Origin of the sequence: Ureibacillus aquaedulcis, from assembly GCF_030418165.1 — a bacterium.
Lineage (GTDB): Bacteria > Bacillota > Bacilli > Bacillales_A > Planococcaceae > Ureibacillus > Ureibacillus aquaedulcis.
On sequence record NZ_JAUHTQ010000001.1, the window covers coordinates 97,380 to 114,016 of the forward strand.

The following is a 16,637-nucleotide window of genomic DNA, read 5'->3' on the forward strand; positions in this document are numbered from 1 at the left end:
TGCTGCATCTGTTAAAATAACGGTTGGAAATAAAAAGGTGGAGGAAACAAAAAAATGAAAATATTACTTGTTGATGGCACTGTGTTTGGAAAGAAAACGGGTGCGATTTTACGGCAAATTGAACAATACATTAAAGAATATAATGCTGAGTTAGAGCTTGAAACCTTATATTTTGCTGATTTAAAGCATCAAATCTTAGACGGAAGTCCGCTGAACGATGATATGCAGATGATGATTCAAAAATTCAAGGAAGCGGACGGTTACATTATCTCGACGCCCATTTATCAAGCATCGATTCCTGGAGTGCTTAAAAATGCATTTGATATGATTGATCCAAAGGCTATGCGATATAAGCCGGTTTCCATGGTAGCCAATGGCGGTACATATCAACATCATTTAGTAGTCGAAAATCAGCTAAGACCGATCTTGGATTATTTCCGCTGCTTAGTGACACCGAATTACGTCTATACACATTCATCGCACTTTGATGAAAACGACATGATTACAGATGAGTCAATTCATGAAAGACTACGTGAACTCGCTTATGTTTTCTTACAATATTGTAAATTAAGTGAAACATTGCCGCATAAAGACTAAAAAAATGGATCTCCCATTTACAGGAGATCCATTTTTATTTTGCTTTTAGGGAAGTGCGGGTGTTTCTTTAAGCTCAATTTCAATTTCCTCCACCGGCGAGGATGGAGAAACAAGTGCATGATGCTCCCATTTCCGACTTTTCCATCTAAACAGCATGATAATTGCTCTAGTCCATTCATCAGCTGCAATTGCAAGCCAAACCCCGACTAAGCCTAGATCGAAAACGAAAACCAATAGATATCCTAATGGCACACTCATGCAAAGCATTGACAAGAACCCGATTTTTACCGGGAATCTTGCATCACCGGAAGCTCGTAATGAGTTAATGATTGTAATGTTGATTGTGCGTCCAGTTTCCAATAGCATGCTTAATAACAGCACGGAAATACCAAATTGAATAACCACTGGATTGTCTGTAAACAGACTCATTAATGGTACACGGAATAGTGTTACAAGGGCTGCGACGACAGAGGTAAAAATAAGTGCTGCTTTCACACTGAACCAAAGTTGTTTATACGCTGCATCTTTTTCTCCCGACCCCACCAAACGGCCGGTAATAATTGAAGTCCCCATTCCGATGGCAAGTGCAAACAAATACGTAAACATGGAAATATTATTTGCATATTGTCTTGCGGCTAATGCCTCCGCACCAAGATATGTCACATAATATAGGAAGATAATTTGACACAGCTGATACAAAATCTGCTCCAGGGCACTTGGAATTCCAATGGATAAGATTTTTTTCACATATTCCTTTGAAAAGGTGATATAGTACTCGAATTTTATTTTTATCTCCAAAGCTTGATAGAGCAGCCATAGGAACACGAACACTGCAAGTAAACGGCTGACCACGGAAGAAATCGCTGCACCTTGCACACCAAGCTCCGGTGCACCAAAATTACCGAAAATTAAAATATAGTTCGCGGCTACGTGGAATATATTCATTCCTAGGGAAACATACATGGTTTGCTTCGTCCACCCGTGCACGCGGATGATTGCTGCCAGTGAATTAATGATTGCTTGAAGGAAGATTCCTCCACCTACGATGATTAAATAGCTTTGTGCATGCTCTAGCACTGCACCTTGTAGATTCATCATCATCATTAAATGGTTTGATGACAAAATAAAAACGACCGACATGATAAGTCCGACGCATAGGTTTAAAGTAACCGCTAATGCTGAAATTCTAGCTGCTTCAATATATCGACGTGAGCCAAGATACTGGGAGACAACAATTGCCGCACCATTTCCGACTACTTCCAGTATGAGAATCGCTATATGTATATATTGATTGGCTGTACCTACACCTGAAACGGCGTCATCTGAGACGGCGCTTAACATAAAGGTATCGGCGAGCCCCATTAACATAAATAAGAAAACTTCTAAAAAAATTGGCCAAGTTAAATGGAACAAGCTGAGTTTTTCAGCAGGTTTTTTAAGTGTTTCACTCATTCATTAACCTCTTTCTTTTGAGAATTCTGCACAGAAAAACATCGGCTCGATTAATTTTGGCCGAAATGTATTTTTCTAACATCGAGCAATATCTTATCACAAAAGTGGTAAAGAAAATATATATTTATTATTTAATTCATGTAACCGTTTTATAGTAGGAAAATGGTTCTTTTTTAAGTAATTACAAAAGAAGCAGAAAGAGTTTGAGTGAAGCCGATGCAGGAATTCCTTATATTTTTGTTATAGGGAGGTTTTAACTTTAATTATCTTGATCTTATTAGGATGCATACAGTTTTTTTCATTTTCTTCTTCCGTTCATCTATAGTTGGTGACATTAGTGAAAATAATATATTGTACAGAAGCTTCAAAAAATGAAAAGGATACAAAGATGTTATTTTGCTGATTTCTGATGAATGTGGTTTTGTTTTTAGTACCCTGGGAATTCTATATGGACTGATGGTGTTCTTCATTCCTTATGTTCACTTCATGGTGATGATACTAGCGGTGTTCTTTAGTTTATGGTTATGGACTATTTTAAATGAGCTTGGAAAGGTTCCGGTAGAGAGCGAATCATCCTGGCAAGTGTCGGGAGCAGTTTTTATTTTGGATTAACGGTATTATTTGTATATATGTATGTAAACATTAAGCCGTATTATCCGGTAAAGATACTTTTATGAGGTCTCTCGGTTTATGACTTGCTGGTATGGTAACAGCTGCAGCATGTACTACTTGCTTTGTTTATAACAGGCTTTTCGAAACAGACAAAGAACTTAGGGCACTGTGAAAAGTATAATTCAACAATTGAGGCTAAAAATAGTCAATAAAAAAAGAGAAGAGGATACTATGGGATTTGGATGGAATTTTGATAATAGTTATGCCAGACTTTCGGACACTTTTTATGCAATTGTCGGCTTGCATCCTGTGAGTGACCCGAAGATCGTGTTATTTAATGAAGAACTTGCTAAAGAGTTGGGTTTAAGCAGCGAGGAACTGCAAAGTGAAGAAGGGGTGCAAATCCTGGCGGGTAATAAAGCGCCGGAAGGATCGTTTCCAATGGCCCAAGCCTATGCTGGACATCAGTTCGGTTACTTCACAATGCTTGGAGATGGTCGAGCTGTTCTTTATGGAGAACAAATGACCCCGGAGAACGAACGTTTCGATATTCAGTTAAAGGGTGCAGGAAGAACACCTTTTTCCCGTGGTGGAGATGGTCGGGCAGCCCTTGGACCAATGCTAAGAGAATATATTATTAGTGAGGCAATGCATGGATTAGGAATTCCCACGACTCGAAGTCTGGCCGTTGTTTCCACGGGAGAAAAAATTATTCGGGAAACGCATCTTCCGGGTGCAATTCTAACACGTGTTGCTTCCAGTCATATTCGTGTGGGGACATTCCAGTTTGTTGCAAATTGGGGTTCTTATGAGGATCTTCAATCATTGGCGAGCTATACAATCATTCGTCACTATACAGATATTCCGAATAGTGATAACCAATACTTATATTTACTGCAGGAAGTTATTCGAAAACAAGCCGAGCTGATTGCCAAATGGCAGCTTGTGGGCTTTATTCACGGGGTCATGAATACGGACAATATGGCCATTAGTGGTGAATCTATTGATTTCGGGCCATGTGCATTTATGGATACCTATAACCCTGAAACAGTATTTAGTTCCATAGATACACAGGGGCGTTACGCATACGTAAATCAGCCAAAAATGGGTTTATGGAATTTAGCGCGATTTGCTGAAAGCCTTGTTCCTTTATTGGATGACGATGAGGAAAAAGCGATTGAAATAGCACAAGGTCAAATTTCTCAATATATGCCCCAATTCGAGAAGAATTGGCTAGATGGAATGAGGGCAAAGTTAGGACTGTTTGATGAAGAAGAGCAAGACAAACAGTTGGCGGATGAACTGCTCAACTTAATGGAGAGAAATCGAGCCGACTATACAAATACATTCCGGGCGTTAACAATTGGCCTGCATGAAAATTCTCCGCTTCATGGTAAGGAAGGGTTTGAGGAATGGCTTCAAAAGTGGGAACAAAGACGCGGTAGACAATCGCAATCCGCCGAAGAATCAATGGAGCTAATGAAAAATAGTAATCCATCTGTAATCCCACGTAATCACCGCGTAGAAGAGGCATTGGATGCAGCAGTCAATGACGGTGACTTGAGTGTGTTGGAACGCTTATTGGCAGCGCTCGCCGATCCATATGATTATTCATCCGATTTCGAGGAATATTGCACTTTGCCAGAAAAGCCGCAACGCCCATATCGGACATTTTGTGGAACTTAAGGGTATAATAGGGTGTAGGGAAGGTTGTTTGATGGAGTGAATTGCTCACCACCCCTACAGGAACCCAAATAAATACGCAAGCATGAAAATTAAAGGAGACTACGCTCATGGAAAAACACGAAGTGGGAGAAATTTTTACGATTACGGACGAGAACGATGAGGAATTAGAAGTCGAAGTTCTTGCTTCAATCAATATCGAAGGAACAGAATACGTAGCCGTTGGTTTTGTAGAAGAAATTCAAGAAGAAACAGAAGAAGATATCGATGTGTTCTTTTTGAAAGTAGATGGTGAAGGCGACCTTAGCGCAATCGAAAGCGATGAAGAATTCGATAAAGTATCAGCAGCCTTCGACGAAATCATGGATGAAGAAGAAGAGTAGAAACACATAGTTAGCGGCGCCTCCAATTTACTTTGGAGGCGTTTTTTTGTTGGCGAGGCATTTGACGGGATTGAAAATATACTTTAACTAGGGGAAGGGCACATAAACTTGAGGACGTCGCACGTAAAGAGGTAAAACTCGCACGTAAACATGGGGAAGTTGCACGTAAACAAGAGGAAGTCGCACGTAAAGAGGTAAAACTCGCACGTAAACATGAGAAAGTCCCAAGTAAATCGGGAAGCCCAACGTAAATAGGTGAAACTCGTACGTAAAGAGTGGAAAGTCGCTCATAAATATATATAGAGCGCGCGCAACGATGTAAAAGCCGCTTGTAATTATCGGAATTTGCTCGTGAAGGTATAAAACTCCCTCCGAACGAGTAGCTAACAGTTGTAACTAAAACTGTTTTTACGCGTCCAATATTCTGGAGACCTCTGCCACTATCCTAAAAAGACCCTTACAAAAGGCCATAAAATAAAAAAACATATAAACCGTCCTAATCAGGAGTAATCGTCTCAATAAAAAATGCTTGGAACTCCTTAAAAGTTTCCAAGCACTTTATTCTATCAACCTAAAGCTACATCCAAGATCATCATTAGGGTAAAGCCAATCATTAAGCTCATCACGGCGAGGTCTTTATTACCTTCTTCTTGAGAGCTCGGGATAACCTCCTCTGCTACAACGAAGATCATTGCACCTGCCGCAAATGCTAAAGCCAGGGGCAACAGCGGTTCAATAAATGCCACAGCCATAAATCCGATTATCGCGGAAATGGGCTCAACCATTCCTGAAAACTGGCCAAAGAGAAAGCTCTTTTTTCTAGAAAGTCCATCCCGAAGTAAAGGCATTGACACCGCAGCGCCTTCGGGAATATTTTGTATCCCGATACCGATTGCTAAAGCTAGGGCACCAGCCAATGAAGCAGAAGGCGAACCGAGGGCGACGGCACCAAAAGATACACCGATGGCCAAGCCTTCCGGGATATTATGCAAGGTAATCGCAAGTACGAGCAGAGTACTTCTTTTTCGCTTTTTTGGATGAAGCCCTTCTGCACTATTAAGTGGTGCGTTTGGGTGAAGGTGTGGAAGCAGCTTATCGATCAAGTAAATAAATTCTCCACCTAACAAAAATCCAACCGCTACAGGCACCCAAGCAGGCAGACTTCCTCCTTCAGCCATCTCCAAAGCAGGGGATAATAGAGACCAAAAGCTTGCGGCAATCATAACACCACCAGCAAAGCCAAGCATACTATCCAAAAACTTTTGGTTGAATGTTTTGGTTGTAAATACTAAAGCAGCACCTAATGCCGTCATTCCCCAAGTAAATAAAGTAGCAAGTGTTACTTGAAGAAGTGGATCAAGCTCTAAAATGTAATCCATCATTGGCCCTTACCCCTTTGTATACTTTCATACTAAATGTTTCCTTAGAGAAAATTCTAAGCTGTATAAACTGGAAAATCAATGGGAGACTATAAAAGTAATGATCTATCAAATCTGATATTGAAACTGATTCACATATTGTTGTGGAGTACCATAATAATACGACTTTCTGAATTGGGGAAAAGTCGATTCAAAAAGTATATAGATTGGTGCATCCAGGAGCAAAGGGTAATTTGATAAAAATGAACGATCTCCAAAAACCATGCCTTGCAAAGCGCCATTCATATGATTTTTAAATGCATTGTATCGCTTACTGGCTTCTTCCTCTGTATGCTCACCACTGTCTACGTATACTCTGCCTATTAAGCGGTACTCCCAATCATTTTGCCATTCTGCAATCACTTCATCACGTAGGTCTTCATTAATTGCCTCATAATTAAAATCAATTCCTATGTCCAAGAAAAGTTGACCTGTATCATCTGAGTGGGTAAGCGTATATTTTCTTCCCATAATAGGTTCAATCGGACTTGCCGGTAAAATAAATCTCACCTTTAACTTCAGGGGATTGAAATCCGTCATTATATCGCCTCCTAAAAATCCATTCAACAAATAACAAAATCTGATATTACGAGCTAATATATGGTCAACATACTTGGAAGGTTAGTAAATTAGGTTACTTGACTAAAAAAGGTCTTCTATTAAAAAATCATGCATATAGTAAATGGATTAATGTTTTTTATGCGATGGACAAACCTTATATACACCTTTTTAATGATGCGATGAAGAACAATAAACTGCATTAGAGGATTGCGCTCCGTAGTTAGCAATTGCTTTGCTTAAATTTATGCTCCTAATTGTTATATGTAGGTAGGTGAAACATAGTGACGAATGCACTAAAAGAAACAAGCTTGCAAATAATCGGCATGACCTGCGCCGCCTGTGCAGCTCGTATCGAGAAAGGTTTGAACAAGCTTGATGGTGTTGAAGAAGCGAATGTCAATTTAGCCTTGGAAAAATCCATCATAAAATTTAATCCCCAAAAGGTAAATGAACAGGAATTCGAAAAAAAGATTGAAGCATTGGGCTATGGTGTAGTTAAAGATAAAAAAGAATTCTCGATAACCGGCATGACCTGTGCGGCCTGTGCAGCTCGTATCGAGAAAGGGCTAGGTAAAATTGACGGTGTTACACTAGCGAATGTCAATCTAGCTCTCGAAAATGCAACAGTCGAGTTTAATCCAAGCCGTGTCTCTATGTCGGATATTATCAGCCGCGTAGAAAAGTTAGGGTACGGGGCAAAAATTAAAGACGACTCTCAGGCGGCGTCCAATCATCGGGAAGAAGCGATACAAAAACAACAAAGAAAATTTATTTTTTCAGCACTTCTATCATTACCACTTTTATGGACGATGGTCGGTCATTTTTCGTTTACTTCCTTTATTTATGTACCCGAAATTCTAATGAATCCATGGGTGCAACTGGTCTTGGCAACCCCTGTTCAATTTATCATTGGCGGGCAATTTTACATTAGTGCCTATAAAGCGTTACGCGACCAGAGCGCCAATATGGATGTTCTAGTCGTAATGGGTACGTCTGCTGCCTACTTTTACAGTGTTTATCAGGCCGTTGTTACAAATGGGCAGCCTCAGTACCCGCATCTCTATTTTGAAACAAGTGCGGTGTTGATTACACTTATTCTTTTGGGCAAACTTTTCGAGGCTAAAGCCAAAGGGCGCTCGTCTGAAGCCATTAAAAAATTGATGGGACTGCAGGCAAAAACGGCATTGGTTATTCGAAATGGACTGGAAAAAGAACTGTTAATAGATGGAGTGGTTGTCGGCGATCTGATTCTAATAAGGCCCGGAGAGAAAATTCCGGTTGATGGGGAAGTCCTGGAAGGCAATACGGTAGTTGATGAGTCGATGTTGACAGGTGAGAGTCTGCCTATTGAAAAGGAGACTGGATCTTTAGTGTTCGGATCCACAATGAACAAAAATGGTTTTATCACCATCCGCGCGACAAAAGTGGGACGAGATACAGCACTCTCTCAAATTATTAAAGTTGTTGAGGAGGCTCAAGGCTCCAAGGCACCTATTCAACGTCTAACCGATAAGATTTCGGATATTTTTGTCCCTGTTGTCATCGCACTGGCAATAATTACGTATATCGTCTGGCTAGTCTTCATCACTCCAGGGGAATTTGTGCCGGCACTGGAAAGTTTGATTGCTGTTCTAGTTATTGCCTGTCCATGTGCGCTGGGACTGGCAACGCCTACATCTATTATGGCGGGCTCAGGTCGTGCGGCAGAATTGGGTATTCTTTTTAAAGGTGGGGAACACCTTGAACAGACCCACCACATCAATACGGTTGTAGTAGATAAAACCGGAACTGTGACAAATGGACAACCTGTTTTAACAGATGTCGTAGTTGCCGATGGGATGAATGTTCGGATGCTCCTTTCTTTTATAGGCTCAGCCGAAAAACAATCAGAACATCCACTTGCAGAATCAATTATCAGAGGGATAGAGCAACAAGGGATCAAGCTTCGCGAAGTCCGTGATTTTGAAGCATTACCGGGATATGGCGTAAAAGCAACAGTCAATCAACGGGCAATCTTAGTAGGTACGCGTAAATTGATGGAAAAATACCATATTAAAATACCCAATGCATTAATTATTATGGAAAAACTTGAGGCTGAAGGAAAAACCGCCATGATTGTCAGTATTGATGGTAAGTATGCAGGCATAATCGCTGTAGCCGATACGATTAAGGATACTTCACGGCAAGCCATTGAACGCCTGCATGCCATGGGAATTGAAGTCATTATGATGACTGGTGACAATGAGCGAACTGCCAAGGCTATCGCACAACAGGTAGGGATTCAAAGAGTTATTCCAGAGCTTTTGCCTGAAGGGAAGGCAGAAGAAGTGAAGAAGTTGCAAGCGCTTGGCAGAAAGGTTGCCATGGTCGGGGATGGTATAAATGATGCACCAGCATTGGCAGTGGCTAATATCGGGATGGCGATTGGAACGGGCACGGATATAGCCATGGAAGCAGCGGATATCACATTGATTCGCGGCGATCTGAATAGTATAGCCGATGCCATTATTATGAGCCAGAAAACAATGGCGAATATCAAACAAAACCTATTCTGGGCGTTTGGATACAATACTCTTGGTATTCCGATTGCTGCGGCGGGGCTTCTCGCACCGTGGCTTGCTGGAGCTGCGATGGCATTTAGCTCCGTATCAGTCGTGCTGAATGCATTACGTTTACAAAGAGTAGAATTGAATAATAAATTTGCAAAAAAGGGGGATGTTCAATGAGCATCTCTTTTTTTGACTGGATTCCTGCACAGTTACGTTCATCATCTAAACTTTTACCATTTTTATGAATAGAATCTTAAGGAAAGTTCAATCCTTTAACTAGTTGAATGAAAGAAAAACTAGGAGGATTATGAAAATGGATAGTAAATTGCTATTAGTCACGATGACACTTCTTTCCGTGTTGCTTTTATCGGCTTGTGGATGGGGCGACTCTGACAATGATGAACCAACCGAAGCAGGAGCGGATGTTACGAATAACTTAAATGGGACCGACAAACAAGTGAATGAAGAGGAAACCGAGCCTGCTAATGAACATGCAGGTCACTCGGAAGGTGTTATGCCGGAAGGTTTGAAGGAGTCGGAGAATCCCAAGTTTCCTGTTGGAAGCAGGGTCGTTGTAAATGCAAGTCATACAGATGGCATGGAAGGCGCTATGGCTACGGTTAAAGGTGCATATGATACAACCGTTTATTCTGTTTCATACACGCCGACAAATGGAGACCCTTTTGAGGAAAATCACAAATGGTTTGTAGAGGGAGAAATCTCGGGCGTGGATGATGGAGAAATCGGTGTTGGCTCAGATGTCATTATTAATATTGAGCACCAAGATGGGATGCAGGGTGCAGAAGGTTCAGTCGATACAGTGGAAGATACAACAGTTTACGTAGTAGATTATACAAATTCCCTTGGCGAAACAGTGACAAATCATTTATGGCTCAAAGAAAGTGAACTTCAAACTGAAGAAGAGTCCAATTATGATAGTGATTGGGATGGAGATACAGGTTCAGATACCCAATAAAGAATGATAGAGGCTGGGACACAAGTAGAATTTTTAAAAAAATTAGGGAATACTATTGCAAGAATTGTTACTTTATAATTTGATTGGAGTGTAGGGTCGACTCCTGCGGGAATAGCACGAAGACTGAGACTACAGGCTCAGGCCGTGCCACTGGATTCGCGTACACGAAACGGAAATCAATTTTAGCTACATTGAAAAATACCATTTTCCCACTCGAGGGAAATGGTATTTTTTTCTTCTGTCCCGGTCTCTTATTTTTTTGCTCAAATAAGCGAGAAGATTTGCTGACATCCTCATGTTAAAAATAGATAAACCCGTGAAAATCAAAAATTAGCATATTTCCATCACTAGGCTGCGGAACTGAAAGAGTTCGAGCAAATTATTACATTATGGGTAAAGAATTTTAGCTATTTAACAAAAATGGATTGAAATTTATTTTGAAATTTTTTAAATAGTCTGATAAAATCATGTAACACTGATTCATTTTAAATCTAACCCTTTAGTGAATTGATTTAAACGGTTCAGCGACTATCGTAAAAAAGAGGGAATTATTATGAAGTACTCTGATAAAATGTTAAAAACTCCATCATCGTTTATCCGAAATATCTTGAAGGTGACGAATGCACCTGACGTCATTTCGTTTGCTGGAGGACTACCAAACCCAATCTCTTTTCCAATTGAAGAAATGCAAAATTCGATTAATCATGCCATCGAAGAAAATGGGGCAAAATTATTCCAATACTCGACTACAGAAGGTTACCTACCTTTACGCCAATATATTGCAGACAAATATAAAAAAGATTTCGGACTACAATTTGATCCGGAAGATATCTTAATTACAACAGGCTCACAACAAGCATTACAGCTTATTTCCCAAGTGCTCCTGAATAAGGGGGAAGGCATCGTCATGGAGGAGCCTGGATATCTAGGGGCGATCCAGGCATTTTCTTTAGCTGAACCGCAATTCTATTCGGTCGCATTAGAAGAGGATGGCTTAAACGCAGAACAGCTTGAAGAAACACTTGCTGCAAATGATAACATTAAATTTATCTATACGGTTCCGAATTTCCACAATCCTACAGGCATTACCTATTCTAAGGAGAAACGTGAAGCTATTTATGAAGTGGTAAACAAATATGATGTAGTGTTGATAGAAGATGATCCTTACGGTGAGTTACGCTGGAATGGCGAAAAGTTACCTTATATTGGTGCGGGTAGACTGGAAAATTCCGTATTGCTGGGGTCTTTCTCAAAAATCGTAACACCGGGTATGCGTTTAGGGTATCTCGTTACCAAAAATAAAGAGTTAATGCACCATATCAATACCGTGAAACAAGCGACGGATTTACACACGAATATTTTCTCACAAATGATTCTCCATGATTACTTGGCAAGCAACGATCTAGAATCACATGTACAGAAAATCATCAGCCTGTATGAAACACAAGCTAATGCCATGTTGAATGCAATGGCAAAGTACTTCCCATCATCTGTAAAGTATACGAAACCAGATGGAGGCATGTTCATTTGGGTAACATTGGAAGAAGGTACTTCAGCTCTTGATTTCTTTGACAAGGCAATGAAAGAAAAAGTAGCCTTCGTGCCCGGAGATCCATTCTACACGGATAAAACAAATGTAAATACTTTACGTTTGAACTATACAAATTCTTCGCCTGAAATTATTGAAGAGGGCATTAAGCGATTAGGAAAGATACTGTATTCTCTTTCTGCCAAAAAGCAAATGGTATAACTATACGAATTTCGCAAAAAAGAAGTAATATAAGGGAATGTGCGAAGTTAATAATCATTGTGGATATTTGAATAGACAGTTATTAATTTTAAGAATTGAGTCAATCTAATAGAAACTCAATTCTTTTTTATTTTTCATCTGAAAATAATGGCCTATATGCTAAACTGAGGGTAATTATTGAATTATAGATTGGGATTGAATAGGGGTGGTGTACATGAAGAAAAAATGGGTTTTCATCGTAGGGATAATCGCGATATTGCTGATAGCAGCCGGTTCCGTCTTCGGCTACCAGCAGTGGAATGAAAACAAAACCCAGGAAAAAAAGGACCGGGTTGCAAAAGAGTGGGTGGAAATGCTAAAAGCGCAGTCCTTTGAAGAAATTCCGCAGCTTGTTGCAAGTGATTCACTGGAAAAAGCAGGCTACACCAAGGAATCGATTGTTGAAAAGTACAAAGCCATTTTTGGTGGTATTGGTGTTTCCAATATGGAGATTGAATATGAAATGGATGAAGAAGATAACCTGGAATACGTTGCTACATTTGATACGGTTTTAGGAACAATATCCGAAATCCATTATAAAACGAAGCTCATTGAAAGCGACGAGGATTATAAGGTTGATTGGACGGCGGAGTTAATCTTCCCTGGTATGCTTTCGGATGATAAAATACGCTATACTGTCGACGAAGCAGTTAGAGGGGAAATCGTAGATCGGAATAATTCATCTTTAGCATTGAATACAATCACCTATCAAGCCGGTGTTGTGCCAAAAAATCTAGGTGAAGGGCAGACAAGAACAAACAAACTCGCCAATATAGCAAATAGGCTTGCGATAACTGTTGATTTTATTGAAGGTCAACTGGGACAAAGCTGGGTGCAGGACGAACATTTTGTACCTTTAAAAACTTTGCCCTATGGAGCAGACACACCAGTAATTGAAGGAGTTCAGTATCAACAGGTGGATACCCGTGCATATCCATTGCGGGAGGCTGCAGCACACATCACTGGATATGTAGGTGAAGTCAATGCTGAAGATATTGAAAAGGATCCCACTTTGCAAGCGGGAGATGTAATTGGCCGTACAGGACTTGAATTTGCATTCGAGAAGGAATTGCGCGGGCAAAATGGCGGGGAAATCTACATTGAAACGGCAAATGGTGATAAGAGGGCAACCATTCAAAAGATTGAAAAGCAGGATGGACAAACAATCGAAGTGACAATTGATGCGAATTTGCAGCAAACTGCTTTTGATGCACTAGGGGATGCTGCAGGGTCCACAGTGGTCATGGAGCCGAAAACTGGAAATTTACTTGCACTCGTAAGTAAACCATCCTACAACCCGAATCAATTCGTTGTAGGGATTTCCCAAAGCCAGTACGATGACTACAATAATGATGAAGACAAGCCTTTCATTAGCAGAATTACAACCCGTTATGCACCAGGTTCAACCTTCAAGCCTATTACAGCCTCCATAGGACTTGAATCAGGTGTGACAACAGTGGATGAAACACATCAAATTTCAGGATTGCAGTGGCAAAAGGATGAGTCATGGGGGAACTACAGGATTTCCCGTGTATCGGAAACGGCCCGTGTGAATTTAAGAACAGCATTAGTGAAGTCCGATAATATTTATTTCGCCCAGGAAGCATTGGAAATGGGCGAGGAGACTTTCCGTGAAGGGTTGAATAAACTTACTTTTGGCGAATCCTATGAGTTGCCTTTAACGATGGAACCTGCACAAATTTCCAATGAAGAGTCATTTGGTTCCGAAATCTTGTTGGCGGATACGGCCTATGGGCAAGGGCAACTGTTAATGTCACCGATTCACATGGTGACCAACTACTCGGTGCTTGCAAATGATGGTGTACTAACGTATCCAAATCTTATCGCCGGTTCAGAGGCAAAAACGAAAGAAGTATTTGCAAAAGAAACAATTGATACAATTAGACCAATGTTGGTAGAAGTTGTCACTGCTCCTGAAGGGACAGCGCATGAATTAAACGGGCTAGGAAATATAGCAGCTAAAACAGGTACAGCGGAATTAAAGAAAGCGCAAGGGGAGCGCGGAGTTGAAAATAGCTTAATAACTGTTTTTGATGCAAATGACGGGGGCTATATGGCTGTATCGATTGTTGAAGACCATCGAAAAGCAGGGAAAACAGCGACGCAATTGATCAAACCAGTTATCCAGTATCTTGAACTGTTGACTCAGTAGAAAGTTCATTAGGAATAAAACGTGCGATTTCCAAAAAAAGACTTGTAAAAAGAACCAAAGGAATGATTCCTTTGGTTCTTCTTAGTTAATCATCAAATTTAATACCTTTTAATAAATCCGCAAAAGCATTATTGATCGGCTCAGCTTCTTTATCTTGCTGCTTTAAATACTTCTGGACGCTTCGTTTATCAACTTTACCGCCGCCTTCTTTTTTGCGGCGCGCTTCAAATGCTGATAACTTTTCACGATACCCACATTTACATACGAAAATTTGTCCTTCACCTTCACCGCGTAGTTCAAGCTTTTTCTTGCATTGGGGACAGCGTGCGTTTGTTACGCGAGATACATTCTTGCGATGACCGCATTCCCGATCTTGGCATACAAGCATTTTGCCTTTTTTGCCATTTACTTCAAGCATCGGTTTGCCGCAATCCGGGCAAGCTTTTGTCGAGATATTGTCGTGTTTATATTTCTTATTGCTCGATTTAATGTCGGACACGATGTCTTTCGTATGTTGTTTCATTTCATTGATGAAATTTTCTTTTTTCATTTTGCCTTTGGCGATCAATTCAAGCTTTTGTTCCCACTCGGCAGTAGTTGTTGGCGAGCGCAGCTCTTCCGGTACTAAATCAAGAAGCTGACGGCCTTTCGACGTAATGAAGATATCTTTGCCACTACGCTTTTCAATCATGAAGGAATTGAATAGCTTATCGATGATATCTGCACGTGTAGCAACAGTACCGAGTCCACCAGTTGATTTTAGGGTCTCTGCAAGTTTCTTATCGCTTGTTTCCATATATTTCGTAGGATTTTCCATCGCGGAAAGTAAAGTCGCCTCTGTGAAACGTGCAGGCGGCTTTGTTTGCCCGGATGTCTGAACAATAAGTTTCGTTTTTAATATTTGGCCCTGCTCTAAGCGAGGTAATAATTGTTCTTTAATATCGTCGGTTTGTTCCTCGTCATCATAACGATTTGAATAGACCTCTTTCCAGCCGGCTGATAACACAGTTTTCCCTTTAGCAATGAACTTCTCGTTGGCAATCTGTGCTTGAACGGTTAGCTGCTCATACTCGTGTGCCGGTAATAGAACAGCCAAGAAGCGTTTCACAACTAAATCATAAATTTTTCGTTCTTTATCCGAAAAGGCGGAATAGTTCACGTATTCCTCAGTAGGGATAATTGCATGGTGATCTGATACCTTGCTGTCATCTACAAATGATTTAGAGGTCTTTATTGGTTTGGTTAAGACCTTATTTACTAGAGAGCGATATTCTCCTACGCCGCATGCTTTTAAGCGCTCAGGAATCGTGCTTATGATATCGGTAGATAAATATCTTGAGTCTGTACGTGGATACGTTAAAACTTTATGAGATTCGTATAGCTTCTGCATAATATTCAGCGTTTCCTTTGCACTATAGCCAAACAGTTTATTCGCATCTCGCTGTAATTCCGTTAAGTCGTAAAGGCCAGGCGCGAATGATTTTTTTGCCTTACGCTCAATGTTGACCACTTTTGCATCCTGGTTGCCTAGTGATTTCACTATGGCATCTATTTTCTCTTTATTGAAGCTGCGCGAATTACCATTTGCATCCTGCCATGTTAGATTTAAATCGCCTGTTTGTAATTCAATGCCGTAGAACGTTTGTGCTTTGAAGTCCTTAATTTCATTCTCGCGTGCTGCAATCATTGCCAGTGTTGGGGTCTGGACCCTACCGGTATTTAATTGTGCATTATGTTTGGTAGAGAGGGCACGAGACGAATTCAAGCCTAAAAACCAGTCCGCTTCGCTTCGGGCAACAGCGGCATGATAAAGATTTTCATAATCTTTTCCTGGTTTTAGATTTGCAAAGCCATCTTTAATGGCTTTGTCCGTTACCGAAGAAATCCATAAACGCTTAATGGGTTTGTTCACTTTTGCTTTTTCAATAATCCATCTTGCAACAAGTTCGCCTTCGCGCCCGGCATCGGTTGCAATGATAATATCCTTGACATCGCCTCGAGTTAGCTGTGATTTTACCGCATTGAATTGCTTGCCGGATTGTTTTATCACGGTCAGTTTTAATCTCTCCGGCAACATCGGCAGGTCTTCCAGATTCCATTGTTTATATTTCACATCATAGCTTTCTGGGTCAGCCAATGTAACAAGGTGACCCAGGGCCCAAGTAACGATGTATTGGTCGCCCTCTAAAAACCCATTTCCTTTTTTATGGCACTTCAGTACTTTCGCAATATCTCGTGCAACTGAAGGTTTTTCTGCCAGTACTACGCTTTTAGCCATGTATAACACCCTTTCGTAAATCCTCTTATCAATATAGCATATTTCAGCCCTGCTTCCGGGTTTTCTGCATTGCTTTTTATGCAGCGGCACACATCTTTTATATTGACAGAAATAAAATAAAAGCTTTTCTTCCTGAACTAGCTAGGAGGAAAAGCTTTAGATAAAA

The 16,637-nt window shown here is 40.6% G+C and carries 11 protein-coding genes; 7 read left to right on the plus strand and 4 right to left on the minus strand.

Annotated features, from left to right (window positions below; genetic code table 11):
• Positions 1-54 precede the first annotated feature (54 nt).
• A complete protein-coding gene (locus QYB95_RS00540) occupies positions 55-597 on the plus strand; it encodes an NADPH-dependent FMN reductase (RefSeq protein WP_301136120.1) in 543 nt (180 codons plus the stop codon).
• A 45-nt stretch (positions 598-642) separates the two neighbouring features.
• Here the strand turns inward: QYB95_RS00540 and QYB95_RS00545 are convergent, their stop codons facing one another.
• A complete protein-coding gene (locus QYB95_RS00545) occupies positions 643-2,049 on the minus strand; it encodes an MATE family efflux transporter (RefSeq protein ID WP_301136121.1) in 1,407 nt (468 codons plus the stop codon).
• A gap of 843 nt (positions 2,050-2,892) precedes the next feature.
• Here QYB95_RS00545 and QYB95_RS00550 point away from each other — a divergent pair.
• Entirely contained in the window at positions 2,893-4,347 is a 1,455-nt protein-coding gene (locus QYB95_RS00550; protein WP_301136122.1) for a protein adenylyltransferase SelO, read from the plus strand.
• Between the two features lie 107 nt (positions 4,348-4,454).
• Positions 4,455-4,727: a DUF1292 domain-containing protein gene (locus QYB95_RS00555; RefSeq protein WP_301136123.1), complete on the plus strand. Its 273-nt coding sequence runs from the start codon at positions 4,455-4,457 to the stop codon at positions 4,725-4,727.
• A gap of 566 nt (positions 4,728-5,293) precedes the next feature.
• Here the strand turns inward: QYB95_RS00555 and QYB95_RS00560 are convergent.
• Both QYB95_RS00560 and QYB95_RS00565 read right to left on the minus strand, forming a co-directional pair.
• On the minus strand, positions 5,294-6,109 hold the full coding sequence (locus QYB95_RS00560; RefSeq protein WP_301136124.1) for a ZIP family metal transporter: 816 nt from the start codon (positions 6,107-6,109) through the stop codon (positions 5,294-5,296).
• 105 nt (positions 6,110-6,214) lie between these two features.
• On the minus strand, positions 6,215-6,685 hold the full coding sequence (locus tag QYB95_RS00565; protein WP_301136125.1) for a staygreen family protein: 471 nt from the start codon (positions 6,683-6,685) through the stop codon (positions 6,215-6,217).
• A 302-nt stretch (positions 6,686-6,987) separates the two neighbouring features.
• Here QYB95_RS00565 and QYB95_RS00570 point away from each other — a divergent pair, with 302 nt between their 5' ends.
• From QYB95_RS00570 to pbp4, 4 genes are all read left to right on the plus strand, one after another.
• A complete protein-coding gene (locus QYB95_RS00570; protein WP_301136126.1) occupies positions 6,988-9,432 on the plus strand; it encodes a heavy metal translocating P-type ATPase in 2,445 nt (814 codons plus the stop codon).
• Positions 9,433-9,568: 136 nt separating this feature from the next.
• Entirely contained in the window at positions 9,569-10,231 is a 663-nt protein-coding gene (locus QYB95_RS00575) for a YdhK family protein (RefSeq protein WP_301136127.1), read from the plus strand.
• Between the two features lie 553 nt (positions 10,232-10,784).
• On the plus strand, positions 10,785-11,981 hold the full coding sequence (locus QYB95_RS00580; protein ID WP_301136128.1) for an aminotransferase-like domain-containing protein: 1,197 nt from the start codon (positions 10,785-10,787) through the stop codon (positions 11,979-11,981).
• A gap of 214 nt (positions 11,982-12,195) precedes the next feature.
• Positions 12,196-14,193 carry a penicillin-binding protein PBP4(5) gene (pbp4, locus tag QYB95_RS00585; protein ID WP_301136129.1) on the plus strand — a complete coding sequence of 666 codons (1,998 nt, stop codon included), beginning with the start codon at positions 12,196-12,198 and terminating at the stop codon, positions 14,191-14,193.
• 85 nt (positions 14,194-14,278) lie between these two features.
• On the opposite strand, the gene QYB95_RS00590 is transcribed toward pbp4, so the two are convergent.
• On the minus strand, positions 14,279-16,471 hold the full coding sequence (locus tag QYB95_RS00590; protein ID WP_301136130.1) for a DNA topoisomerase III: 2,193 nt from the start codon (positions 16,469-16,471) through the stop codon (positions 14,279-14,281).
• Positions 16,472-16,637 lie beyond the last annotated feature (166 nt).